This is a genomic window from Stieleria varia (assembly GCF_038443385.1).
Classification (GTDB): domain Bacteria; phylum Planctomycetota; class Planctomycetia; order Pirellulales; family Pirellulaceae; genus Stieleria; species Stieleria varia.
In genome coordinates this window covers 4,055,541-4,078,852 of the sequence record NZ_CP151726.1, presented here as the reverse complement: position 1 = coordinate 4,078,852, position 23,312 = coordinate 4,055,541, and the positions used below count along the sequence as shown (strand labels likewise).

The window sequence follows — 23,312 nt, the reverse complement described above, 5'->3', positions numbered from 1 at the left end:
TAAAGCCCAAAGCCTTTCCTTAATCGATGAATGCGACGTGTCGCATTGCAAGCGATTCGTTTTCTGTGTTCATCATGACTTGGTGCCATCCGTTTAAGATGATCGTCTTGTGATCCGGATGACGCACTCGTCCGCGAACGAACACACTTGGGTTTCGTCGTTGAGCCACCCAGTGGAGATGACGAAGTTCAGGTCGACGACTTATCATTTGTCGACGCTGCATCTCGGTCACACCGTTTGGGTATTGGTTGCTGACGTAAACCAGTTGTCCTCCCTGCCGAACGACCTCTTCGCACATATGCGGCTTTCCACCGCCACGTGCAATCGGCTCGTTTCGCAGCACCAGTCGTTCATCGACAAAGCTCGGGTTCTCGACAGGAACGAAGAACCATTCACCTTGACGAATGAACGCTGCGTTTCGTCGACGATTTCGCTTTCGCGGCTTCACGCTGAGACGGTTTTCGAGTGCTCGCACCGCAGTTGGCTTGAGCGCGTCGAACGCTGTCTTCACCGATGAAACCGAAACTCGCTCAGGAACGGCCGCGACGAACCAGTGACGCTCATCGTGTCCGCACAGGAACTTGTGCTTTCCGTCGTTTTGACGCGACATCAACAGCAAGTGCCGCATTGAAGGCTGAACGTCGATGACTTGCGTTTCAGCGACCAGCTTGGGCTGAATCGAAAGATCGAAGAACTCGCCCTCGGCGTCGTTGCCGATGTCGATCGAGACTTCAGGAGGCGTTCCCCAGCGTCTGACGATCGGAGGGTGGACTTTTGCTCGAGCACCAATCCGCGTGAATTGACGCTCGATACTCTGCATGCTCATGACAATGCCTTTCAAAAGTGTCAAACAAGCGGAATGATGCCGGCAGCCAACGTGACCGCGAAATTCGGCAGTAGCCCGACCAGGAATCGAACCCGGAACTTCTGGTTAGAAGCCAGAGATGATGTCCGTTTCACCATCGAGCCGTTACAAACAAGCGGAAGGAGAGGGAGTCGAACCCTCAAGGCACCATCAAGATGCTCGCCCGGCTAGCAACCGGATACCGTCGCCGATCGGATTGCCCTTCCGTCAATGAGTGGACCGGAAGAGAATCGAACCCTCCCACCGATCTTGCAAGGACCAGTCGCCCGCAGAGTTTTTTCTCGGCGAACATGCCAGCCCATATCAGAGGTCCGTCCGGGAATTGAACCCGGTCTTCGTCCATACCACAGACGCGTGCTGCCGCAACACTTACAGACCTTGTGAAACAGTGATCGCGGATGGAATCGAACCATCGATCTTCTGCATGTCACGCAGACGTCTTCGCCGCTGGACCACGCGATCGTTTTGCCAAGTAGTCGAGACAGGAGTCGAACCTGCAAAATCACTTGGCTCTCGACCAAGTCGCTTTTCCGATTTGCGTACTCGACCTTTTGAATTTCGTTACACTAAGACCATCGCGTGACTAATTGGAGATCAAGTTGAAACGACGTTACGAGATCTACCGTGGTAGTAAACTTCTAGGATATGTTGGATTTGACGACCAAGCCCCGTGTGAACCCTTTGAGCCGGCTGAAGCCTTCGCTGAGACGGAAACCCTGTTCAATCGCGAGTATGAAGCAAGTGCACAGGCTGGAGAGGTGAACGAAGACAAAGAACCCGATCGTTTCGATAAGTTGATGAGCGAAGCGGAAAAGATCATGGATGAAATCGTTGCACCTGGTATTCGATTTGAAGCACTAGAAGACACACTCTGTTCATTCGACTGCACTCAGCTTTCAATCTTTGATGGTCGCGTCTGCTGGCGTTAGCCATTATTTAAGTAGCGGATCCGGGGGTCGCACCCGGCGGTCCTGGCTTATGAGGCCTGGCTGAGCACTGGCCCATCCGCGGTGTTGTTTGCACTGAAGTTGCAGGTCTCGGTATCGAGCCGAGCACACCGACCTTATGACGGTCAGTTGGACACCTGTCGCACCTGCAATGATGTTTTGAAAAGTAGCCAAGGCGAGAGTCGAACTCGCACGCCGCACCGTCTTCTGGGATGCGGTGCACGATCGTCTGAGAATCGCGTATTTACCAGTTCCACCACTTGGCTGTTCTGAAAGTAGCGCGGGAGGGAATCGAACCCACAGACATTTCACGGAGGTTTGAGCTCCGCCGCTTTACCGGTTTGCGTACCGCGCCGTTTGGATTGAAAAAGCGTCCCCGATCGGATTTGAACCGACGACCTCTTGCGTGACAGGCAAGCGAGCACTCCGCTGCTCCACGAGGACGATTTATTGAAAGTACGGGCACTCGGATTCGAACCGAGACTAATTGGTTGGAAACCAATCGTGCTGGCCGTTGGACACTACACCCGTATGATGTTTGCAGTAGCTCGAGTGGGATTCGAACCCACAGCATCTCTGGTTCTAAGCCAAAGTGGTCTTCCGGTTGCCTACCGAGCCGTTTGAATCAACCAAGTGGAGCACCGGGGAATCGAACCCCGATTTTCTGCTTGCAAAACAGACGTCTTCCCGTTGGACGAGCGCCCCATGAATGACGTAAAATAAGGATGAATGATCGAAGAATTGGTTCGCGTTGAATGATCCAAACTCTTACATTTCACTCTCGAAGCGACGAGTCACTCTGCTGATTGTTCATCGCTGTCGGTTTCTTCGACAGACAATTCCAAGTCAAAACTCCTTAGCATCGACAAAGCGATGGAACGTCATGAAATATGAAATCAACGTTCGGGGAATCGAGCTGAAAGTTGCCGCAAAGTATCGCCTTCCATCCTCATTCAAGGTGTTTGTTGACGTTTGTCGCCAATCACAGCTGGGAGAGCTAGGTTGGTTCGCAGTGAAGTACACTGCCCCGAAGGACTTGCTGGGATTTGACCCAGCGGACCGCGTCGTCCCTTTTTTGAGACTGGGTGACGGGGGCTTTGTCGCCTTCTGGTTTCAAACTCGCAATTCGCCTGCCATCATTCACTGCGAAAGCGAAGGAGGAACCTCCATCGCTGGGGTTAACTTTGCTGATTTCCTACTAAGGTGGACGCGCCGAAAATCGTCCATTCCAGATCTCGATGAACGCGAAGTGGATGAATCGTCTGGGTTCAAGCGTCTTCCCAAACGTGTCGCACCACTGGCGCAAAAACGGAAAGAGTTGAACGCGTGGCTCGACTCCAATCAGTCGGAAGAGTTGCCCGCCGACGACGAATCGGAAGCGATTCGCCAAGAGTTGCACAAGGTGCTTGCCGAAGACATGAAGGAATCGATTCGCAGATCCGAAAAGCTTTTAGGTCGCAAGCTGGCCGCAGATGATGAATTTCATTCAAGCGTTGATATGATCGTGCATTTGACATCGAGATCCTACAAGATCACCACGATTGGCGGACTCCCTTTCCCGCGTCCACAACGGCTACGAGCGGTGCTTGACCGGCTCGTAGCCTGGCTGGGTCATCCACTTAAGTCCTCTCAAATCTCGGTCTGGTCCGATGGCCACGCTTGGGTGGGCGGCAACATTTGCCTCGGCTATCCACATCCTTACGAATAGCGGAAGTAACGGTTGTCGGGTTCGAGTACCCAGAGCAGGGATCGAACCTGCAAACACTCGGGTTTAAGCCGAGTCGCTCTGCCGATTGGCGTACCTGGGCATGCAAGTAGTCCCGGATGGAATCGAACCATCGTTTCCTGTATGTAAAACAGGCGTCGTAGCCGTTGGACCACATGACTGTGTCTGTCGATCCAAAGAGCACGTCCCCAAGGATTTGAACCCTGACTTACTGGTTTGGAATCAGCAGTGCTACCGTTACACCAAGGACGTGGATGAAATGGGAACGCAAGGAATCGCACCTCTCGCCGACTACCACACAATTAAAGGCAGAAGGGTTACAACCTCCCGTGTGGAAACGCTCCCAAGTGAAAGCGGAAGCCGTGGGACTCGAACCCACAACGGTTTGACCCGCAGCTGTTTTCAAGACAGTGTCCTCATCCGGCCGGGTGACTTCCGAGTGTTGGAGTCCAAGCTTCGGCCGCTTTTCGTTGCCATACCGAATCGCCTAAAGGCTACACTCCAACAAGCGACGTGAGCGGGAATCGAACCCGCGAACTCCTGGATGAAAACCAGACGATTCTGCCAACAGAATCTACCACGCCGTTTAATTGCTTCATTCGAAGCGAGTACCGCATAGGAGTATCGATCTCCTTCCTGTTGCCTGAGAAGCAACCGACCTAGCCAGTAGTCGAATGCGGCATTTAAAAAGGGGTGACCAACCGGAATTGAACCGGTGACAAACTCATTCACAGTGAGTCTCTGGAAACCGGCACCAGATCTGGCCACAGCGCCGAGGACAGGAATCGAACCTGTGTTTGCCTGGTTCAGAGCCAGGTGCAACGACCAACAGTTGCCGCCTCGGTGTAAAACGAACTTCAGCACTCCGTCCGGGAATTGCACCCGATCAGCGGGCTTCAAAGGCCCACGTCGCGTCTACGCGCCGGAGAGAATTAAGATTGAAAGAACAAGCTCCGGTGGATGGGCTCGAACCATCAATCGTCTCCTTAACAGGGAGCCGCCCTACCGATTGGGCCACACCGGATTCTTAACTCAACAGTCAGGATGGCTGGATTTGAACCAGCGGTCTCATGCACCCGAAGCGCGCGGATTGCCAGACTTTCCCACACCCTGATAACAAAAAGCGCCCAGTGGGAGTCGAACCCACACTTCCGCCATGGCAAGGCAGCAGGCTACCGCTACATCATGGGCGCAAAATTGCATCACAACCAAATTGTCAAAGATCACGGATGCACGAGGCATCCAAAGAGCACCGAGTCGGAATCGAACCGACGTCTCCTCGTTACGACGGACGGGCACCGCCACGCAGTGGTGGTCGCTTCCCGCTAGACGATCAGTGCTTGTTGTATTTCAATGGGACCGGTGAGAATCGAACTCACATCGTTCGGTTTAAGAGACCGATGCATTACCTTGTCTGCCACAATCCCAAATGGTTTTGTTGTATTGTTGCCAGTCGGCGCGGAAGGAATCGAACCTTCAACCCTCGTCTTATAAGGACGCCGCTCTTACCACTGAGCCACGCGCCGTAAGTGGGGCCGGAGAGGATCGAACTCTCACCGAAAGGATTAAAAGTCCGTCATGCTGCCAGTTACACCACAACCCCAAGAATGATCTGGGGTATGCGTTTCAATCGCTGAAGCATGTTTGGTTCTCCTTCGTGTTGTTGACGTAAGTGGTAGCCCTGGGAATTGAACTCAGCGCAACTCGGTTATCAGCCGTGTCTGGGCAACCAGCCCTCGACTACCGTTTTGTTCCCATTCAAGTCGGACACCTCGGAGTCGAACCGCCGTCGTGGAGCGACCCACCGATGAACGCCGTCTCCTGCTCCCAAAGCAGGCGTGCTTCCATCTGCACCTGTATCCGATGTGTGTTGCCGATTCCGTCGGCGCATATCTTCCTTGTCAGTGGGCTGGGAGGCGCTCGAATCCTCGTCTGCGGTTCTTCAGACCGCCGCTAGACCGTCTCAGCTACCAGCCCATATTGGCTTGTTGGGTTCGTCCGGTATGGACACGAAAAAAGGCTCGATGCCTGTGTGACACCGAGCCTTCATGGAGAAAGCAGTTCGCTTGAAGCGAGTGTCACGTGAGCAATCGATACGGGGAATTGCCGGGCTGGAACGTATTGGCACTCTGTTCATTCACACTGGCCAAATCGCTACCGCCGAAGGCATTCCCTTCATATATCCGTTCGAGTTGATTTGATTGCTGTTTGGTAAACATCAGAAAGCTCTACTCGCTTCTCTGGGGGTGACTTTTGTGTTCCGGCTTGGCCGGGTCTGGGGTAATAGACGCTATCGGATCTGAATGGTTCGCGAAAAAACTCGCTTTCACAAAACTAGATGCGCTGCGCGGCGAAGTTATTTCCTGCTCGCAAGAAAAACTTTGCCATCTCTCGCACGAAAGTCAAACGATTCGCCCATGCTTTTGTACTCGCAGTTTGCGAGATTTTATCTGTCGCCAATCAAACAGACACATCTTGGGCTCGAAGATGTCGGAGATGGTGAGCAGCATGCGCTGTGTGGATTTCCAGAATCTTCTCGCGTGGCAATCGGCCGAATCCCGGATGGGGAGCGAAGCTGCCGGAGTGATTCAGCAGTCGTCCAACACTTGCCGCGAATGCTTTCACTTCGGTTGCATCTTCCAAGTTACCCGGCGGAACGAACATCGGAGCCGTTCTTATCCCACGAGGCGAATCTCCGCTGAGCACCTTGGGCAACAATAGTCGTCGCACCAGAGGCCGCATTGGCGCAAATAGCGACATCCAAACGGGATAGCCATCGACACTGGGGTCTTGAACCAAAACCAGGTGCCGACAGATCTGCCCAAGCGACCAATTTCCGTGCCGGACATAGCCGCTGGCCAGCAATTGCCGAGCGTCATCAACGGCCGCTTCGAGATTGTTGAACTGCAATTGACGGAGGTCACTCATATGTCTTCGGCAACTCGGTAGAATTTGAATCTTTCGAAGCACAGTATGGGCAACTCGCCCGAAGATTGACACCAGCGATGAATACCAACGCGATTCAAGTCCGACCGGCTCACAGCGATGATCGTGACCGCATCCTCGCAGTGCACCTCGATGCATTTGGCGACGACGAAGGTCCTGTGATTGTGAGCTTGCTAGAAGAGATGCTCGACGATCCGTCGGCAGAGCCGATCCATTCATTCGTTGCCGAGTCAAATGACGAGATTGTCGGTCACGTGCTTTTCTCGTCTGTCACGATCGAGTCGGCCAGCGAATCAAATGAGGGGCCGACTGCCCAACTCCTGGCGCCCTTGGCTGTGCCCAGCAAGCTGCATGGCCAAGGTATCGGCACCCATCTCGTCAAAGAGACGCTGAAACAACTTGCCGCATCCGGCGTTCAACTCGTCTTCGTGCTTGGTTATCCGAAGTACTATTCCCGCTTTGGTTTTGTACCCGCCGGTGTGCGCGGGTTCCAGGCTCCCTATCCCATTCCCGAGAAGAACGCCGATGCTTGGATGGTTCTTGAACTGGAAGCTGAAGCGGTCAAGTCTGTCGAAGGCACAATAAGGTGCTGCCAATCATTGGACCATCAGAAATACTGGGTCGAGTGATGGGCGGTACTGCATCACTAAAGCGAGACTATTTCGCCACGGGTTTACTATGAACGTATACGAATTGTCTTATTTTGCGGACGATCCGCGATTCAGTGGCTTTGAATTCCCCGAGGACGCTCCGTCATTGATCAGTCGCGAATCGATTACGCGCGACTTCGATCCTGAACTCCATGGCAAACTCGATTGGAAGCCCGTTTCGCTAGCGAAGGTTTGGGTTCCGCAGCCAGTGGTTGGTGGAGTTCAGCCGTACAACGACTACCCGCGCGTTGGCATGTTACCTGCATTCAGTCGTCGCGCAGTCGAAGCGTTGCGAGTCGAGCTTGAGGCGAACGGCGAGATCTTGCCGATTCAATCGAAGGTGGGTGAGTACTTCGTCTATAACGTTCTAACGAAATCGTTGGCGTTGGATGTAGACAAGTCGGAGATCACCTTCGGGCCTCCGAACAGCAGCAAAGAAACCGCCTTTATGGTTGATCGCTTTGAGTTTGACGAGACCAGACTAGCGGAACATGCAATCTTTCGAATTCGCGAGTATCCCCAGGTCGTATTGGTCACTGAAGAATTCAAACGCAAGGCGGACCAAGCGCAATTAAACGGATTGAACTTCGTTCTGGTGTCCCCGATACCTGCAGGGCAGAATTGGGAGGACAGGGAAACGGCTCGATGGCGAGCGAGAAGGAAGTCGGTCGAACCACTGAGAGGCCAATGCCTGACGATTGTGTTGCCAACCGCTAAACGCAAAGCGACAGAGGCTGAGAAGGTCGCTGCAAGACGAGTTCTCCACTCGCTTGAAAGCGTCTTGGCTGACCACATAAAAAGCATGGATCACGGATTTATTGGATCGGTTGATGAGACGAGCGAGCGTAAGAGCGAACTGCTACTCTATGTTACTTGTCCCGATGTCGAAGTTCTGATCGAAAAACTTCGGCCGTGGATTGTCGAAATTGATTGGCCGAAACCGGTTCGGCTAGAAAAGCTGCACGGAAACCGATTTGACGTCCACGCAGAATGGGAACCGGTTGAATGAATGCGTCAAGGAACACAGGCCAAAGCTAGTCGACCTTGCAAGTTCCATCGTCGCAACGTCCCGTCAATCGCAAACGGTTCTTGGCGAAGACGCGATAGCCGAACTCAAGTCCGTGAGAGATGCCGGGCAAGCGAGTGAGCGAGACAATCGGCTTTAGACCGATGGCGGCATAAAGTCGACGAAAGACCTCGACGCCTGTGATCCACTCACCACCGGGCAACCGACCTTGGATCTCGTCCATAAAGTCCTTCATGGTCATCGCGTAGTTTGCGGGGCTAAACAAAGGATCGGCGATGTCCGTGAAACGAATTCGCTCCTTCCGATCAAATCGACGGAGCAATTTGATCTCGCGCAGGCAAAGCGGGCACTTGCCGTCGTAGAAAACTTCCACCTGCCAGTCGTTGCTCACCTCGCCGTTCATGAGTCCTTCGCCGTTTCGCTGTCAGTTTCCGACTCGCCGGTCTCTGTTTCCGCAGCCGGCGATTTCAATCGGATCAAGATTTCGTTGCGGCGAAGTGCTGCTGGCGTGAACGGCGGATCGTAGCCAGCTGCCTCAGCCGACTCCTCACCTTTCAGGCCTTGGTTCTTCATCCATTCTCGCAGTTCGGTTTCCTTCTCCTTGGCCAGCTTAGAATCGAGCTTGCCTGGAAACCGAACCACGGCGAACCGACCGCCCTTTCGCTCACGCAGCTTCACGCCCTCACCCTTCGGATCAGGTGCGCCCTTTGCCGCGACGTCCTTGGGCATCACAAACCCCATCGAGACATCCGACTTGCCGATTTCGCCTTCCATGAAAACCGGCGTCGTCATCGCAATCTTCTGATCAGCCTCGTTCGCGCCGCTGATGTACTGGAACAGTCGCATGAAGCTGCCGTCGCGGCCTTGTGAGTCCATCTTGGAATCGGTCGCGACCAGCATCAGGTCCGGGTATTCGCGAACTTCGAAACTGCCGTCGGACTCGATCACTTTGTATTCGGCCGACTCGTAGCCCGCTCGAGTGGCCATCGCCAGGGCGACTGTGCCAACCAAAGCGACTCCGAGAAATCCCGTGATATAGATCCCCGTTCGATAGATTTCTGTACGTTTCATCCGTCCCAACTCCATCGTGTTGAACTTTTTCGACTGTCCTACTGTAGGCACACGGCTAGCAACGCCCATGCCGCCATTGACGGCTGCAACCCTCGTTTATGGGAAAGTCGCTTGTATTCCGGCGTTTTCCAGGATTGGCAACGCGCTTGCTCGGAAGTGACGTGACAAACACAACCTTACTGATTCGATCTACTTTTTGACGGCTGGAGCGATTGACGCGAGCGCAATAGACTTCTCGGCAGACCGACTTTGCCTGGAGAAATGATGGGACGGACGTGTCGAATTTGTGGACGTTCGCGACCGAATGAACTGACGACGATGGCAGCAGACTCGTTGGCGTTTCCGTTTACCGCAAGAGTGATGGGCGAGAAGGTCGACGTAGTTGACTCGATCAATTCCGAATACTTTGGGCTCGATCTTGTCGTCTTGCATCAGAAAAACCGCTACGCGATCGCGGCGCACTGTGTCGAGTTACAGAAGCCACTGCCAGATGGCCACGTCTATCTTGCAGCCTACCTCAGATGGCGTTCGCGGTTCTGATTGCCTCTACATGACTCCTTTCGGGATATCGCTATGGCGAAAAGGAAGAAAACCCAGATTGCGAAGGAGATCGCCAATGCGATCGGGGCGGCCGGGAAACCTGGCCATCCATGGTGTGAAGGCGTGATTGAGGAAGGCGAATCAGGACTCGCGATCAGCGACGCTTGCCCGATTAGACTACCGATGCGCCCTGCAGACGTTCGCAAGCTGGCTGAGGTAGCCGCTCAGGCCCCTTACGGCAAAGGAACGCAGACGATTGTTGATACCGGCGTTCGTGATACGCTGGAGATTGATGGAGGACAGGTTGAGCTTTCACCGGAGTTTTTGGAAGCAATTCATATTGCGGGTCGAAACATCGCCGATGAATTGCAGTTGGACGCGGACCGGCTACAGTTTGATCTGTACAAGCTCTTGATCTATCCCAAGGGTGGTTTCTTTCTGCCTCACCGAGACAGCGAAAAACGCATAGGCATGGTGGCAACCATGATCGTAGTCCTGCCCTCCAAGTTCGGTGGTGGCGACTTGCTGATTCGCCACGGCGGTCGCCAAGAAGCATTCTCGTTCCCAAAAGCACGTGCTCAGAAACAGTCGCAATACGTGGCATTCTTCGCGGACTGCGAACATGAGGTGGCAAAGGTCACATCGGGCGTTCGCGTCTGCTTGGCCTTTAACCTGATCCTAAAACCCAAACGCAAAGGATCGAAGCGTGGTTCTGACCCGGCAGTTGATGCGGCGCTGCTCAGTCAAGTCAGAAATTGGTTTCAACATCGCGCGTCGGATCCGCTGGTTTTCGCGTTAGAACATCAATACACCGAAGCGGGTCTGAAGCCGGGGTATCTCAAGGGGGCGGACAAAGAACTGCATCGAAGCGTCGCGACCGTCGCAGAATCGCTCGGCAGCCGGTTGTATTTCGGGCAGGTCGAACGTCACCTTTGCCAGTTCGCCGATGATGGAAGTTTTGGGTATAGTCGGCGCGGCAATCGGCGTTGGTCAGGAGACTATGACGACCTAACGATCGGGGAATCCTACGAAGATGAAATTGTGATCGATGGATGGCGAGATGCCGACGGAGAACTCGCCGCCTTGGCCCCACTGGGCTGCGACAGCTCTCAATTGATTAGCCTGATACCCGCGGAAGATTGGGTCCCGACCAGACAGTATTACGAGGGCTACACCGGAAACGCTGGCAACACCCTTGACCGCTGGTATCACAAGTCCGTGATCGTGATCTGGCCGGAGTCTGAACACTTTGAAATCGTGACGCAGATGGGGTTGAATTTCGCGGTGGCGGAATTGCTTGAGCGACGTGCTAGCCTGCACCAGTGTGACGATGATGAACTTGAGCAGGCCTGTGACAACTGCCAGAAACTGGCCGAATGCACTATCGAACGTTGGCCCGATCGCAAGTACGAGCAGAACGCGCCCGGCCCCGATTCACAAACTTGGCTAAAGCAGTTTGCGGCGGAGTTGCCAAGATTGGAAGAACTGTCTTTGATCGACCGCTTTCTCGAAGTCATTTCAATGCGGGACTGGCGAGTCGACTTGGATCAATTTGTCATGAATTCGCTGCGTTGCTTTGGCGCTGATTCCATACTGCCCCTGCTTCATCGACTGGTTGAATGCGAGCCGCCTCCAAACCAATATGGAATCCGTTTCCTGGAAGGCTTGGCAAGACGCGACGCAAAATGGTTACTGAAAGTCGCCAAGGACAAAAAACACGGCGGACTTTCGCGCGACCAGCTTCACGGACTCCTTTCCAGCGCCGCCGCAAAGTTGTCAGCTCACTCAAAAAAGCTGGTCGAGGCACGACACAGGCGTGGTGATCCGCCTACGGATTGTTGGCGTGTACTAACCCAAGCAATCATCGCTGCCCAGGCCGATTGCTTCGATGACATGATCGGGCTGCAGGATAGTTGCCCAAGCGTCTTTGAGTTTCGTTCTTTCCAAGTTCCCGCCGCCGTCAAGCTTCGTCAATTTGCGTTAAAACAGCACGATGAGATGCCGGGTGCTTTAGCGGATTGGATAGAGCGACTGAAAGTACGGCTGGTCGATGCGACATCCGGTGAGCCTCAACCACCGAGTGATTTCCGACGCGACTCGAAAGTTGGATGTGAATGCAAATACTGTTTGCAACTGAGTCAATTCCTGGCTGACCCGACAATGCATCAAACCCAGATTCCCGCGTCGGAACACAACCGGAGTCACATGGAACATGTGATCAATTCTCAAAGGCTCGATGTTCAGACGAAGACGATCCGAAGCGGTAGCCCGTATTCGCTGGGTTTGACAAAAACGTTGGCGTCACATGACGCTGCTGTCAAACAATACCACAGCGATTTGAAACTGCTCAGCACATTGCAGTAGCACCTTTCTTGGACTTAAGTGCGACACACGATGCCAAAACTTGAACTGTCCACGCAGCAGAAAGCGGAGCTTCTCTACAAATCGAAGACACAGAAGAGGAGTGAGCAGAAGCAGTATCTTGAAAGTCTGGGCGGTGACGGCTCGGCGGGAGAACTGGACTCCATTCTGTCGCTAGCATGCCATGATGCCGACGCAATGCGACTGGCTAGCGCACTTCATCAGAAGTGGATCGAATCACTTCCATCCGAAGTCGAATCCATTCGTTATGAGGTCTCCCAAGCCGTCAGTTTTTTTCTACACTCGTTGATTGCGGGTGACTTCGGGCCAGACGACAGTCGAGATGGAAGAAGTGCTGTTTTCCTCAGGGACCCCTATGTGGTTGCCCGAACCACTGAAATCTTCATCCAGCGGCTACTGATCGACCGCGACGGAATGGTTACAAATCACGACGAAGCCGAAAAACACGCGGTCGACTATCTCCAAGATCAGCTTCCCTGAGTTGCTCGCCGATTCTTACTGGCCAAGTACTCGTCCGAGCTGACCCCGACTTTCGGAAAATCGAAGCCCCCCTCCACCACAATCGAGCCGTGCACTTTTGCTTTGAGATCGCGTTTGGTAATGCCGACCAAGTCGCCTTGAATGATGATTGATCCAACCGGGACGTCGACATCGGGCGTGAAGTCAACGTGCTTGCCTTCGTGAACGAATTGAGCTTGCATGGGAGTCCAAATGAAAACTAGGAGATCGAAAATCAAGCGGGATCGCAGCGAGGATTACGCGCCGACGACCTTCACGGCGGCGCGGTGGTCTTGAGAGTTCACACCGAAGTCGATGTAAGACCGAAAGCCCATGCCGAGCGTGTACGGCGGCATTTCCACGCGTTCGATGACCGGCGTTCGACGCCGCCCAAGGAACATGATCTCAAACGCGGGCAGGACTCGCGGGTTGGCGAACAGATACCAAGCTGTGCCGGACGCTCCTTGGTAATACGAATCCGACAATTGTGGCGTGGAGATGACGCGATACTTATCGCGGTGCGGGTTGGCGACGGGGATCTTGGTGGGCGATCCTTGAGCGTCGATCATCAACTGTGCCGACCCCATCAATAGCTCCGCTTCGGTCTCCAATTCGACCGGGACCACCAAGTATTCTGGCCGAATATTGATCGGCTTATGGTCTTTTGGCTTTCGATCCTGTTGCCCAAGTTCAAGGGGGACTCACGATCATTGCCATCCGAAAACGACCCAAATCTCTTCAGGTTCTGAGTTGACTTCGGCACGAGGGCTGTTAACTTAACATTTGCTCGATCTAGGGTTACACAGTTTAGGCTTTAAGCAATGAGCGGACGACAGCACGCGAATTTGGTCGAATACATCACACATAAAGGGGCATATAACCAAGCTGATTTGGCCCGTGAATTAGGGGTGAGTCGGGCCCAGATTAGCAAATGGAAGTCGGGCGAACACATTCCGAGCGAGCGCCGAGACCGCCTTTTGAAAATCGCTGGGCTGTTTGACACTGTCAGCGACCGGTGGGCGATGTTCGCCGAAACAGAGGATAACTCGAAAGCTTGGTGTGATTTCTTTGAGGAACTACTCGAGGACTTGGAATGGGGTGGCTCTCTGCGCGACCTCAGCCGTAACATGCCGGATATCTTTTATGGGCATCTCATCGAAGCCTTGCTTGGGTTAGACGCAAAAATCTCGGTAAAGGCGCCCGCTTCCAAATGGGAGGATGAAGAATCTTGCAAGATGACGCCTCTGGCTAATTGCTTGTTTTCCGTCTACGAAACATGGGGGCAGCTTTACGACTGGATAGACTCTTCCCTTGAGTTCGATGATCTGATGGACGGCGCGGAATATGAGCTGTTCGATGTCATTGAAGAGTTACGTTGGAGCGCGTCTGGAATCGCAATTGACAATGTAGAACCGGAATTGCTGATTTCGATTGGTTGCGAGGAGAGCAAGATCAAAGAGCTTACGAAACAGTCACGGCAAGAGGCCGCCCAACGATTGTCACAAGTATGCAATATCCGTATCAAGCACGGTCTGCCGATCACGGCTGACTACTTTCAGTTGCTAACACTGCCACCCATCGAACTAGCCGAAGCGTCTTGGTTCCAGCGAAAAGGCAATTCGCATCATCCCGGCGAGGCAATCAAGTCATTCCTGTCATATGGCGAAAGGCAATTGCTTTCTCATCAGGAATGCCAAGCTGCGATGTTACGACAGATCGACAGCAAACTGGACCGGTTGCTGGAATTATCGAAGTAGATACAGCAAGCGCCCGGCGTTTCACCCAGTTTCGCTGCAGCACCCTTAATCATCGATCTGCGCCCGTGAACATCAATCCAAAAGCTGTGTCGCTATTTTTCAGACAGGTTTGAATGCGAGAACAAACGTTTGAGGGTATGACCGAAAATGGACGGAATCTTGGACATCACCGAATTAGTCAATCTTGCGGAACCAACACCAATAGAGTTGTTGTCTGATTCTGACGAAATCGGTCATCGCATTCGTTCTTGCAACCGAACTGAACTAGTCACGAGGGTCGCCGAACTTTTCTTTCTGCCACACCTGCAATCGAACACGCTCCGCATCGAGGCAATGGCTCATACTGCTTTGGCTGTGGCTGAAGGCGAAAGCGGACCAGGTGACATCGTCGGTGAGATGTTCAATATGCTTCAGAACACTCGGCTGAGTCAGCTAGAGGATCCCGCTGAAAATGTGATGACTGCTCCCGTGATTTTTCAGGATCGGTCATTCCTGCTGCTCAACGGGATTTGGGAAAGCAACATTTCAACACTTCAGCGCTTTCTCACCGTTGTTGAAACAATGCAGGATGATGACGGATTTGAAACCTTAAAGCACTGTATCCGCTCACTTCTTACTCTCGTTGACGAGTCCTGCCGACGCAGCGGCATTGAGCGATATGCGATTGGTAAGACGACGCCGGTCGACTTCATTGAGCCAGACGAGCTACGGCATCGCCAGGACGCCGCGTTCACGCGAGATGATCTCGACGCATTGGGGGTCGATCCAGCGTTTCTTCGCCCGTTTATTGTTCGGAAGGAGTGGGTTCCGGCTCAGGCGAACACGCTGACCTCGAAAAGCGTCTTGCACCGCTACCCCATAATTCAAGACCAAGATCGATTCGTGCTCGCCATGCCTGCCTCAGCTCCCATTGCGATCCGAGAATTCCTGATCGACACGGCAGTTGGCAATGGTTTTGTTGATGAGTTGGCTGGTCGGCTCGCTCGCAGCACTGTGGAGCTAGTTAGCAAGGAGCGTGTCTTCGGAATTCCACCGGATCACCCGTTTCCATTCGTTAGCACTGGCGCGGGGCCAATGTCGGAGTGTGCGTCGGTGTTAGATTCGGGAGAAGTAATCCAATTTCTATTCTTGGCGGATGATCTCGCTGACATCGAAATGACATCATCAGTTGGCCGTCGTCCGCTCGGCGCAACAGCCTCGCAAGAAATTGCTAGCCGTATTCAGAACTGCTCGTCACAGTTTAGCGACTCAGAGAGATTTGATTTTGGACTGACGCTAATCGTCGACTGCGGTGTTGGTCGCACGATCGAATTTCCAGATATCGACTTCGACCATTCTGAATGGGCTGTCGAGTATTGCTCGATAGAAGACCTGATCCATTTGGACCGGATCAGTGAATTTGATTCGGTCGATCTTATCAAGATACTCCAGGGCAAACGCAAAGCAGAAGAACTCGGCGTTCGTTTTCACAATCCTCAGGGGATTGCAAACCTGGTCGCATGGGTACGAGCAAACGACGGCCATGTCGTTCGCTCACAGGATTTGCCGAAAGAGTTTAGGAACAAAGAGTTCTCTGTGTTCATCGCCCCTAGTTTTGTCCAGGAGTTGCGTGCGGAATCTGCGCGTTCATGCGACATTCGTGGAGCTTACCGCGTTGACGGGTCTACGCAGCTGGTGCGTGTCTTTGCCAAACACCATTTTGAAGAAGATGGATTTCGAGAAACCTACGCACCTGTTGATTTCGACCGATCAAATCCGAGCGTCATCTATATCTCCGGCTCACACAGTTGGTGGTTCACATTGGAGTCTGCCCAGCCGACTGCAATGACCTACGAGCGTATCGAAATGCTACGAACGTGGTTAGGCAGAATGGGCCAAGCAATCGCGAGACTGGCGACCATTACAGGAATTCGAGCGACAGAAGTTCGATTTCGTTTTCACGACCGTATGGAGCAAAACGGATTTCTCCCGCCTGAAGCTCTGCCGACGACTGAAGAGATCGAAAGTGAGATCTCTGTTTCGTGTGACATTGCGTCTCGTGTTGTTACGTTGGAGGTTGGTGAGAAATTCGAGGTTGGTACCGCAGCACCCACCAATGTTTCGGAGCTTGCATTGGTTCGTCAGATCCTCAGGGGCGTCTCAAGACTTCCTGGAATGCCGTTTTCGGAGGATCAGGTCACCGAATTGGCGGACACGATCACTGGGGGGCCAGACGGTCGCCATCTGCATGGTTTGTTAGAGCGAACCTACCGGGATCGATTTGGATTCTCGATTCGCGGGAAGGTCACCACGCCCACGACGATTGACAATTGCAATCTTCGGCTGGGACTCGCGTTCAATGTTGAGAGCAAAGGGAAAGGCCGCGCAAAGCTGAGAGCGAAACGCACGTGTACAGAGCTGCTGAACAACGCGGTCACCTATCTCGAGGATGAGCTGTGTCGGCAATTGCGTCGGTTCGATCGGTTAGAAGTAATCCGAAAGACACTCACAAATTACGAAGCCGCTCTCTTTCAGCGTGAGCGATGGGAACGAACGGCGCACGCAAACGTTGCGATCCACGATGACAAGCCGGCGGCACTGAACACGATTGTCCAGCAAGTTGGCCAGCTCGATGGTGTAATTCAACCTTCGCGGTTGCTTGTGGAGGTTGCGGTGTGTGAGTGCCCCAAATCCGGTGGGATGCGTTTGGGAACGAGCGACCTGTCACGCCTACTCACCATCGTGAACGCTATTTGCACCCTTGGTGGTTGGTCGGATGCAATCCACAGGAATGCTATGCCTCCCGAATTAGAAATAACGCCCCTGGGAGATATTTTGGCAGACACGAAATTTGAGCGAGAGGTGCTTTCACCTTTTCATAGCATCGCAACGGAGGACCGAGTAGATAATGCGATTGAAACACGAGAGAAGATCTACGCATCTTCACGTCCCAACGTCACACCAGATGCACCTGAATTTGACCCACTGTTCCGATCGGCAATCCAGGCTGAGCTTCAGTTGGAGATTGAAGATGCGGTCTTTCTGACTGACAAAGTATATGAACTAGGGTTCCATCGCAACGAACTGATGTTTGAGATCTCTAGATCTGATTTCCAAGAGAAGCTAGCAGAGGGACGATCCCCGGAAATCGCAAAGAGATTGGTCGAAGCGTTTACGTTTCCAATGCGCGACGGATACCGGAACATCGGCGGAGATCAGGATGTTCGCAATATTCAACTTTGGAGACTCCGCCGAACGTTGTCAGTATTGCGTCGACCGATCATTGAAGTGACTCCTGACAACCTGCTGGTGTCACCAGATATGGTGAGAACGTCTGTGTTTTATGTGCTTGGCGCATTTTACGAAGGGACGTATCGGGAACGAGACCTTGAAAGCAAGGAGATGCGTGATTGGAAATCTAGGACCAACAATCGGCGTGGAACCAAATTCGCAGAACGTGTTGCCAAAAAGCTAACCGAATTGGGATGGGTAACTGCGATGGGGAAAAGGCCCTGGATCGAGGTTCAAATGACGGAAATCCTTGCTGACAAATCAGGGAAGGCGTTTGGGGACGTTGACGTAGTTGCGTTTGACCCAAACTCAGGACGCGTCCTCTGCATCGAATGCAAGGCACTTCATTTTCACAAGACTCATGGTGAGGTTGCAGAGCAACTTAGCGACTACCGTGGAGAATTGAACAGCAAAGACAAGCCGGACGATCTGCTGAAACACCTGAACCGAATTGAGCTGCTGCGCAAAAACACCGACAAGATCGCAAAATTCGTGCGATCGAAATCCGACATCGTGATTGAGCCACTCCTGGTCTTTGAGAATCCAGTGCCGATGCTCTTCGCCTGGAAAGGCCGAATGAAGCAGAACGAAATCGCGACTTTTTCGTCGCTGGCGGATCGCTACGCCATCTCAAGAAACGACACAACGCATGAGGGTTACCAAGATCGCAACTGATTTGACTGAATTTGACGTTCGCGATCTTGCCCAAAAGGTTGGTGGATCGCAGTTACTACCTGAAAATGCCGACTACTACATTGAGCTAACGCGTGCCGCCGCAGTCGTTGGCTCTTTGGCCCACGACTCGTCTTTATACAAAATGGATGGGAACACATGGCGATCATGGATCAATTCTGGTGAGGCAATGTTTGGTGGTCCCGAGATGCCAGGTGATCCACACGAGGGACTGTTTGTTAGTGAAGTGCCTTTCTACGGTGGAGGGTACTACACGATTCCAAGTGCAAATCCAGAAGACCCGTTCGTGTTGGAAGTATTGGCGCAAGCGTCTGTTGACTCATCGCTAATTCGCGACACGACTTTTCGGAAAGAGGCTGTCGAAATCGTTCAATTCGGTCTTTATCTGAGCCATCAGTGCATGATACGGGCGGGACTCACGCGAACCTCGACTCCAGGAGAATCGGAAAACGACGACATTCGATGGCCGGCTGCGGAGATGGCGATGCAACTGCAAGAGGCAGTCACGTTCAATAAGGCAGAAATTATCGCCGAGATGGAACGACGGAATATCGGTTCGAGTGGACTCGATCGTTTGACCTTTGAACTCGGTTCTATTTCAGCGACGTATCCCAATCCACTTGCAAACCCGACCCTCACCCGACCGATCGCGGTGACGGATGAGGAGCTGATCGTTGTCGCACCCACGAACTTTCTACCCGCCATTCGAGATGCGGTTCTAAAGTTGGCCAAGGAGAAAAGCGTACTTGCCGAATTATCAAAATCCGTCGAGGCGCAAGCTTGGGTGCGAGCCATGCGTTTTTTTGAAATTCAAAGTTGGGCGATGGTTGGACGACTCAACGCACAGGCAAACAACGGACTTGACGTTGGAATTTTTCAGTTCGATGACGATAAACTTGCCGTCGTGCATCTCGTTGTCGACGATCTCACCGGACGAAGTCGTGGGACTGATGAAAGCCACTGGGACCTATCAAGTCAACTTGATCGAGTCCAGGCGTCCGCAGCAGCCGTAGACGAGGACTTGCATGCGCGAGCGGATAGCATCAACGAGGTCATGCACGTTGTTGTGATACAGGGCACGGGGCGGTTTCACAGCTACTCACCGCCAGAATTGGCGCCTTCCGGTTGCCCAACCGTATGTTTGACTCTGGATGAGTTGCGAATCGTTTCGCAACTGAATTCTGGCGACCCGCTGGCGCTGTGGCAGTTTGGGATGAGCAAACGGTCAAAACACGGCATGGCTAGGATGCTAGGAGCCGGATTCCTCGATCAGTATGCACAGTACCGACAACGCGATTCCTTCTACTTTGGTGACGATGGCATCCCAGACATGGTCATTTTTTCTGGACCAGGTGTAAATGTGCGTCTTGAAGCTCAAAAAACTCTCGACCCGCACTTGGTTCGGATACCGGATCGGAATGCATATGGCCGAGTCTATCGAGCACAAAACATTGCAGACTACCCGATTTACATGACCGATCCTCTTCAAGCTGGTCCAGTTCGTTTGCTGATTGAGGAGCTTCCGATTCCCGTCTGGGTGATATCGCCGGGTGATGGGGCCGACGTCACAAAAGAGAACTCGAGCTTGTGCTTCCACTTGGCGGACGTGATTGCATTCTGGATTTGGCAGCTTACGCCAACGATCAATCAGTGGTGTGAAGCAACCGACGCCCTGCCTTATGAAATTGTGATTGGTGTTCATATTGAGAGTCCAGAGGAATTCTTTGACATCGAATCAGCCGTTGGTAGAACTGGTTTTGAGTCCACCGTCGACGAGAATCGTATATCGATTCGATTCGATTCAGCGTTCGCCCTTGGTGCTTCCGAATTGAACAATCGCGTGGAACGAGAGTTGGCGAGAAAGCTCTTAGTTGACGTTTCGTCATGCCTCGCTTATCCGGTGGAACCAGAAGAAATTGACGCGGCCTTAGCGACGCAAGCTCCACTTGGATTGAAACGTCGAATGAAAACGCTCAGTGAATCTGATGCGTTGATCCTTGACAATAGTGGGCTTCCTCCGGTTCGTCGCATTCAATCCTTCGAGATGGAGCGAATTCGCGATGAGTCAGGTGAGGTAGCAACGAAGCGGGCAGTTGTCGACCAACAACTTAGCACGAGTGATTCGCACAAGATTCACAACGACATCGTGGGCGAGATGTTCAACAAGCTAGAAGCCGAAATCGCGAGATTTGATGATTCGGACTTGCTTCCCAATTTGATCTCGCGACACGAATCGCTTATAGCGGAACTCCGACGAACTGAGAGCATTGTCGGTACCCATCTTTCTACGATGGGTGACACCCCAGAAAATCGACAGTTATTGCAAAGCGACTTGGAAGAACTTAATAGGGCAAGCATGGCGAGTCGATTTTTGCTCGAGTACGTTTCAGCAGTCCCGCCATCGGGTTCCGCTGTGTTCTCGACGTCAGCGTATGACCGCGTGCTCGCAATTGCATCCGAAATTATTGAGTGCGGCTTTTTAAGCGATGGATTGAATAACAACCTGTCTGAGATCGAAGTCAACATGACCGCATCGCAACGACTGAAGTTCGGCAATTGCGCGTACGCTGACGCTGCAGAGAGAATCCGCAATGACTTCTACGAATCAAATGCGGATGCGTCTCTAAACCGAGAAACAAAGAACAACGAAAGTGAAACGCATCGACTGCCCGAAGATGAACAAAAAATTGACAAGCTGATCAACGATGCGTCCGTCGCGGAGTTTGGCATGCTTCTTGAAGAGATTGGAGCACTAATCGGTGGAATCGGCCGTTCACAGTTCACCGAGGCAAACGGTATTGGGTCGGCCAGAGAAGTCGAACTCATCGACTACCTCGAAGGTGCGTCCGGCATCACTCGAGATTTGATTTCGCAAGTTGTCGAACAATTCGCTGCGTCTCCGCGAAGAATATTTCTGGAGCCGCCGAAACCATACACGAGAGGCGAACTATGGCCCTGGAGATTCAATCGTGGCCTGTCGTATCTGCGAAAACCTTTGATACGGCGGGAGAACACATTGACGTGGGGACGACGGTCATTGATTCAATCAGTTCGTTACTTGTGCGATCTCGTCACGTCGGGCCGCATCAAATCGCCGAAGAGTGAGGCAATGCGAATACTCATTGGGACACTCGCGAATCGACGCGGAAAGCAGTACGACCGAAAACTGGTAGGGAGAGTGTCATCTCTCAGCGGCTATATCGCTCGGCCATCAATGACCGAGTTCAACGGAAACCTCATGAAGCGTGCCGACGGAGATCCGATTGGCGATGTTGACGTGTTTGTTCTTGACGCCAACACCCGTACGATCCTCCCGGTCGAGGCCAAAGCCTTTGCTTTGGCCAAAACGCCAAGCGAGGTTAAGAACGAATTCGACGCGCTGTTTACTGACACCGAGGACGAGATGTGCGCGGTGAGCCACCACCTCGAACGCGTTGCTTGGATGCAAAGTAATATTGCCGATGTACTCGCCGAGTTTGGAGTTGATCCAGCAGAAGGTAGCCGTTGGAAGATTGAGCCGCTTCTCGTTCTAGACTCCGACCTGCTTTCCCGCCACCTCACAGCCCCTCCTTTTCCAGTGATGACAGAAAAAGAGTTCATTCAATTCCTGAGGTCGCGTAAATCGTCAGCCGTTAGTTGATATTACCGAACTAGGCCTCCGGCTCAAGTTCCGTTGCAACGTGAACTGGACCCTCGCCGAGGTTCTACTGCTTGGCAGCCTTCCAGCGTGTATGACCGACGATGATGACGCCGTCGGGATCGACAACGATCGGCTGCCGGAAGCCAAACTCGTTGATGGACTGGACGACCGGAGCTACCGCGTCGTCGTTGATTCGAGGATTCTTTTCGTAAGGCGCTTGGCCTCTGGCAAGTGCTTCGCACGCGGCCGATCAAGCGACCACCCCGCGACGGAGGCGCTCGCATCAACACAGTGACCAGCATGTGTAAGAGCCCTTCCAAGGCGAGGAGAGAAACGGAAGGGTTCGGTCGATGGGGGGTTAGAGGTTCAAATAGCTGGGGAGCTAGTTGGGTGTGCTTCGCGACGCTGCTGGTCTACTCGTCATCGGCAGTTGGTGGTTGCTGCTTGGGTTCATCGAACTCAGGCGAGAATGGATCGAGTTCGACAACCTTGCCGTCGCGCCAAACTACGATTGGCGTGTTGTGACGCCGGGCACGCAATAACACGTCGTTAGCGGCTTGTTCCATGGCGGCGTTCGCTTGCTTCACGGTTTCAGGCGTATCGTCACGGATCATGGCAATAATTCCGGGGAAAATTGTTTGAGTTCAGCAAAACCGACATCGTCATACACCCGTCGGTTGCCATCTTGCTGGCCTACGATAATTCTAGCTGGTCGGCTGGACCCATTGTAGACAAACCACTCGTCGAGGACTGGCATATACAACGACGCAAAGTTTTTGATTCCCAGATCGTAGCGACGCCGGATCGTTGGTTCGGGGATATTGTGACCACTCTCTCTGACGCGAGTCGCAACACGCGCAATGGCTTGGTCGACGGACGGAAGCCAAATGAAAAACATAGACACTCGGTATCCAATGCTTTTCATCGCCCGCAACCTTTTCGCATGAGCGCGGCCAGCCAGTGTCGTCTCAAACCCGAATGTTGCTTGGGCCGAAGTCAACTCATCGATCCGATCGAGCATTAAGCGTCCCGCAGCAGCCGATTGGGATTCTGGGTTGAATGGTGACAGGCCGGCAGCAATCAAATCAGCGTTCACGAATTCCTGGCAACCAGCAAACTGCGGTAGGTACCGACTGGCGAACGTTGTCTTGCCGGCACCATTGGGGCCGGCGATGACGTAAACGATTGGATTGGCGGGCTCACTCAAACTGATTGGGTTCCTTTTGGCAGCATTTTACGGCGTGAATGAAGCTTTACCAACTTGGATTTTTCATTCAGACAAACAAAACAAACTATGCCT

At 52.9% G+C, this 23,312-nt stretch carries 18 protein-coding genes, 23 tRNA genes and 2 pseudogenes; 10 read left to right on the top strand and 33 right to left on the bottom strand.

Annotated elements, in window-relative coordinates; all coding sequences use genetic code 11:
• Positions 1 to 19: 19 nt before the first annotated feature.
• From Pla52nx_RS13645 to Pla52nx_RS13625, 5 genes are all read right to left on the bottom strand, one after another.
• Positions 20 to 826, bottom strand: coding sequence for a hypothetical protein (locus tag Pla52nx_RS13645; protein ID WP_231742106.1), 807 nt, complete (start codon positions 824 to 826; stop codon positions 20 to 22).
• 71 nt (positions 827 to 897) lie between these two features.
• Positions 898 to 969: transfer RNA gene (locus Pla52nx_RS13640), tRNA-Arg, on the bottom strand.
• 12 nt (positions 970 to 981) lie between these two features.
• Positions 982 to 1,071 (bottom strand) — tRNA-Ser (locus Pla52nx_RS13635).
• A 183-nt stretch (positions 1,072 to 1,254) separates the two neighbouring features.
• Positions 1,255 to 1,327: transfer RNA gene (locus Pla52nx_RS13630), tRNA-Val, on the bottom strand.
• A gap of 11 nt (positions 1,328 to 1,338) precedes the next feature.
• Positions 1,339 to 1,414, bottom strand: a tRNA-Leu gene (locus Pla52nx_RS13625).
• A gap of 50 nt (positions 1,415 to 1,464) precedes the next feature.
• Here Pla52nx_RS13625 and Pla52nx_RS13620 point away from each other — a divergent pair.
• Positions 1,465 to 1,794, top strand: coding sequence for a hypothetical protein (locus Pla52nx_RS13620; protein WP_146521126.1), 330 nt, complete (start codon positions 1,465 to 1,467; stop codon positions 1,792 to 1,794).
• A gap of 185 nt (positions 1,795 to 1,979) precedes the next feature.
• Here the strand turns inward: Pla52nx_RS13620 and Pla52nx_RS13615 are convergent.
• From Pla52nx_RS13615 to Pla52nx_RS13590, 6 genes are all read right to left on the bottom strand, one after another.
• Positions 1,980 to 2,078, bottom strand: a tRNA-Leu gene (locus Pla52nx_RS13615).
• Between the two features lie 10 nt (positions 2,079 to 2,088).
• Positions 2,089 to 2,167 (bottom strand) — tRNA-Leu (locus tag Pla52nx_RS13610).
• Between the two features lie 16 nt (positions 2,168 to 2,183).
• Positions 2,184 to 2,256: transfer RNA gene (locus Pla52nx_RS13605), tRNA-Asp, on the bottom strand.
• Positions 2,257 to 2,269: 13 nt separating this feature from the next.
• Positions 2,270 to 2,343: transfer RNA gene (locus Pla52nx_RS13600), tRNA-Gly, on the bottom strand.
• Positions 2,344 to 2,356: 13 nt separating this feature from the next.
• Positions 2,357 to 2,430 (bottom strand) — tRNA-Leu (locus tag Pla52nx_RS13595).
• A gap of 16 nt (positions 2,431 to 2,446) precedes the next feature.
• Positions 2,447 to 2,517 (bottom strand) — tRNA-Ala (locus Pla52nx_RS13590).
• Positions 2,518 to 2,695: 178 nt separating this feature from the next.
• Here Pla52nx_RS13590 and Pla52nx_RS13585 point away from each other — a divergent pair.
• Positions 2,696 to 3,520 carry a hypothetical protein gene (locus tag Pla52nx_RS13585; RefSeq protein ID WP_146521127.1) on the top strand — a complete coding sequence of 275 codons (825 nt, stop codon included), beginning with the start codon at positions 2,696 to 2,698 and terminating at the stop codon, positions 3,518 to 3,520.
• Between the two features lie 26 nt (positions 3,521 to 3,546).
• On the opposite strand, the gene Pla52nx_RS13580 is transcribed toward Pla52nx_RS13585, so the two are convergent.
• The 15 genes and pseudogenes from Pla52nx_RS13580 to Pla52nx_RS13510 all read right to left on the bottom strand — a co-directional run bounded on the left by Pla52nx_RS13580 (position 3,547) and on the right by Pla52nx_RS13510 (position 6,466).
• Positions 3,547 to 3,620, bottom strand: a tRNA-Leu gene (locus Pla52nx_RS13580).
• 7 nt (positions 3,621 to 3,627) lie between these two features.
• A tRNA-Val gene (locus Pla52nx_RS13575) sits at positions 3,628 to 3,699 on the bottom strand.
• Positions 3,700 to 3,719: 20 nt separating this feature from the next.
• Positions 3,720 to 3,790, bottom strand: a tRNA-Trp gene (locus Pla52nx_RS13570).
• A gap of 102 nt (positions 3,791 to 3,892) precedes the next feature.
• Positions 3,893 to 3,975 (bottom strand) — tRNA-Ser (locus Pla52nx_RS13565).
• 72 nt (positions 3,976 to 4,047) lie between these two features.
• A tRNA-Glu gene (locus Pla52nx_RS13560) sits at positions 4,048 to 4,122 on the bottom strand.
• A gap of 367 nt (positions 4,123 to 4,489) precedes the next feature.
• Positions 4,490 to 4,562, bottom strand: a tRNA-Asn gene (locus Pla52nx_RS13555).
• A 15-nt stretch (positions 4,563 to 4,577) separates the two neighbouring features.
• A tRNA-Pro gene (locus Pla52nx_RS13550) sits at positions 4,578 to 4,651 on the bottom strand.
• Between the two features lie 9 nt (positions 4,652 to 4,660).
• A tRNA-Gly gene (locus tag Pla52nx_RS13545) sits at positions 4,661 to 4,731 on the bottom strand.
• 55 nt (positions 4,732 to 4,786) lie between these two features.
• Positions 4,787 to 4,878: pseudogene (locus tag Pla52nx_RS13540) on the bottom strand.
• A gap of 14 nt (positions 4,879 to 4,892) precedes the next feature.
• Positions 4,893 to 4,965: transfer RNA gene (locus tag Pla52nx_RS13535), tRNA-Lys, on the bottom strand.
• A 26-nt stretch (positions 4,966 to 4,991) separates the two neighbouring features.
• Positions 4,992 to 5,064: transfer RNA gene (locus Pla52nx_RS13530), tRNA-Ile, on the bottom strand.
• Between the two features lie 4 nt (positions 5,065 to 5,068).
• Positions 5,069 to 5,141: transfer RNA gene (locus Pla52nx_RS13525), tRNA-Lys, on the bottom strand.
• Between the two features lie 160 nt (positions 5,142 to 5,301).
• Positions 5,302 to 5,401: transfer RNA gene (locus Pla52nx_RS13520), tRNA-Pro, on the bottom strand.
• A gap of 42 nt (positions 5,402 to 5,443) precedes the next feature.
• Positions 5,444 to 5,515, bottom strand: a tRNA-Phe gene (locus tag Pla52nx_RS13515).
• A 483-nt stretch (positions 5,516 to 5,998) separates the two neighbouring features.
• Positions 5,999 to 6,466: a DUF1569 domain-containing protein gene (locus Pla52nx_RS13510; RefSeq protein ID WP_146521128.1), complete on the bottom strand. Its 468-nt coding sequence runs from the start codon at positions 6,464 to 6,466 to the stop codon at positions 5,999 to 6,001.
• Positions 6,467 to 6,543: 77 nt separating this feature from the next.
• On the opposite strand from Pla52nx_RS13510, the gene Pla52nx_RS13505 reads away from it, so the two are divergent.
• On the top strand, positions 6,544 to 7,113 hold the full coding sequence (locus Pla52nx_RS13505; protein ID WP_146521129.1) for a GNAT family N-acetyltransferase: 570 nt from the start codon (positions 6,544 to 6,546) through the stop codon (positions 7,111 to 7,113).
• A gap of 49 nt (positions 7,114 to 7,162) precedes the next feature.
• On the top strand, positions 7,163 to 8,143 hold the full coding sequence (locus Pla52nx_RS13500; protein WP_146521130.1) for a hypothetical protein: 981 nt from the start codon (positions 7,163 to 7,165) through the stop codon (positions 8,141 to 8,143).
• Positions 8,144 to 8,168: 25 nt separating this feature from the next.
• Here the strand turns inward: Pla52nx_RS13500 and Pla52nx_RS13495 are convergent, their stop codons facing one another.
• Positions 8,169 to 8,564 carry a thiol-disulfide oxidoreductase DCC family protein gene (locus Pla52nx_RS13495; protein ID WP_146521131.1) on the bottom strand — a complete coding sequence of 132 codons (396 nt, stop codon included), beginning with the start codon at positions 8,562 to 8,564 and terminating at the stop codon, positions 8,169 to 8,171.
• Positions 8,561 to 9,232, bottom strand: coding sequence for an SOUL family heme-binding protein (locus Pla52nx_RS13490; RefSeq protein WP_231742107.1), 672 nt, complete (start codon positions 9,230 to 9,232; stop codon positions 8,561 to 8,563). Before Pla52nx_RS13490 ends, Pla52nx_RS13495 begins: the two co-directional genes overlap by 4 nt.
• 318 nt (positions 9,233 to 9,550) lie before the next feature.
• Between Pla52nx_RS13490 and Pla52nx_RS13485 the strand changes: the two genes are divergently transcribed.
• Genes Pla52nx_RS13485 through Pla52nx_RS13475 form a run of 3 tightly spaced genes read left to right on the top strand, consistent with a single transcriptional unit; the run spans position 9,551 to position 12,634 of the window.
• Positions 9,551 to 9,772 (top strand): hypothetical protein, encoded by a 222-nt coding sequence (locus tag Pla52nx_RS13485; RefSeq protein WP_146521132.1) that lies wholly within the window; start codon positions 9,551 to 9,553, stop codon positions 9,770 to 9,772.
• A gap of 33 nt (positions 9,773 to 9,805) precedes the next feature.
• A complete protein-coding gene (locus Pla52nx_RS13480; protein WP_146521133.1) occupies positions 9,806 to 12,136 on the top strand; it encodes a 2OG-Fe(II) oxygenase in 2,331 nt (776 codons plus the stop codon).
• A gap of 30 nt (positions 12,137 to 12,166) precedes the next feature.
• Complete coding sequence (locus Pla52nx_RS13475; protein WP_146521134.1) at positions 12,167 to 12,634, top strand: hypothetical protein; 468 nt, start codon at positions 12,167 to 12,169, stop codon at positions 12,632 to 12,634.
• Here the strand turns inward: Pla52nx_RS13475 and Pla52nx_RS13470 are convergent.
• Complete coding sequence (locus tag Pla52nx_RS13470) at positions 12,622 to 12,855, bottom strand: DUF2190 family protein (RefSeq protein WP_146521135.1); 234 nt, start codon at positions 12,853 to 12,855, stop codon at positions 12,622 to 12,624. The two genes, Pla52nx_RS13475 and Pla52nx_RS13470, sit on opposite strands and share 13 nt — an antisense overlap.
• Before the next feature lie 54 nt (positions 12,856 to 12,909).
• Positions 12,910 to 13,278 (bottom strand): hypothetical protein, encoded by a 369-nt coding sequence (locus tag Pla52nx_RS13465; RefSeq protein ID WP_146521136.1) that lies wholly within the window; start codon positions 13,276 to 13,278, stop codon positions 12,910 to 12,912.
• Positions 13,279 to 13,473: 195 nt separating this feature from the next.
• Here Pla52nx_RS13465 and Pla52nx_RS13460 point away from each other — a divergent pair, with 195 nt between their 5' ends.
• From Pla52nx_RS13460 to Pla52nx_RS13450, 3 genes are all read left to right on the top strand, one after another.
• Positions 13,474 to 14,409 (top strand): helix-turn-helix transcriptional regulator, encoded by a 936-nt coding sequence (locus Pla52nx_RS13460; protein WP_146521137.1) that lies wholly within the window; start codon positions 13,474 to 13,476, stop codon positions 14,407 to 14,409.
• Positions 14,410 to 14,742: 333 nt separating this feature from the next.
• Positions 14,743 to 18,354 (top strand): hypothetical protein, encoded by a 3,612-nt coding sequence (locus Pla52nx_RS13455; RefSeq protein ID WP_146521138.1) that lies wholly within the window; start codon positions 14,743 to 14,745, stop codon positions 18,352 to 18,354.
• On the top strand, positions 18,329 to 22,012 hold the full coding sequence (locus Pla52nx_RS13450) for a hypothetical protein (protein WP_146521139.1): 3,684 nt from the start codon (positions 18,329 to 18,331) through the stop codon (positions 22,010 to 22,012). The genes Pla52nx_RS13455 and Pla52nx_RS13450 overlap by 26 nt, the downstream gene beginning before the upstream one ends.
• A 64-nt stretch (positions 22,013 to 22,076) precedes the next feature.
• Here the strand turns inward: Pla52nx_RS13450 and Pla52nx_RS32930 are convergent.
• The 3 genes and pseudogenes from Pla52nx_RS32930 to Pla52nx_RS13440 form a co-directional block, all read right to left on the bottom strand.
• Positions 22,077 to 22,214: pseudogene (locus Pla52nx_RS32930) on the bottom strand (ParB N-terminal domain-containing protein); the annotation flags it as partial.
• Between the two features lie 211 nt (positions 22,215 to 22,425).
• A complete protein-coding gene (locus tag Pla52nx_RS13445) occupies positions 22,426 to 22,626 on the bottom strand; it encodes a hypothetical protein (protein WP_146521140.1) in 201 nt (66 codons plus the stop codon).
• Positions 22,623 to 23,219: an AAA family ATPase gene (locus Pla52nx_RS13440; protein WP_231742108.1), complete on the bottom strand. Its 597-nt coding sequence runs from the start codon at positions 23,217 to 23,219 to the stop codon at positions 22,623 to 22,625. The genes Pla52nx_RS13445 and Pla52nx_RS13440 overlap by 4 nt, the downstream gene beginning before the upstream one ends.
• Positions 23,220 to 23,312: the final 93 nt, after the last annotated feature.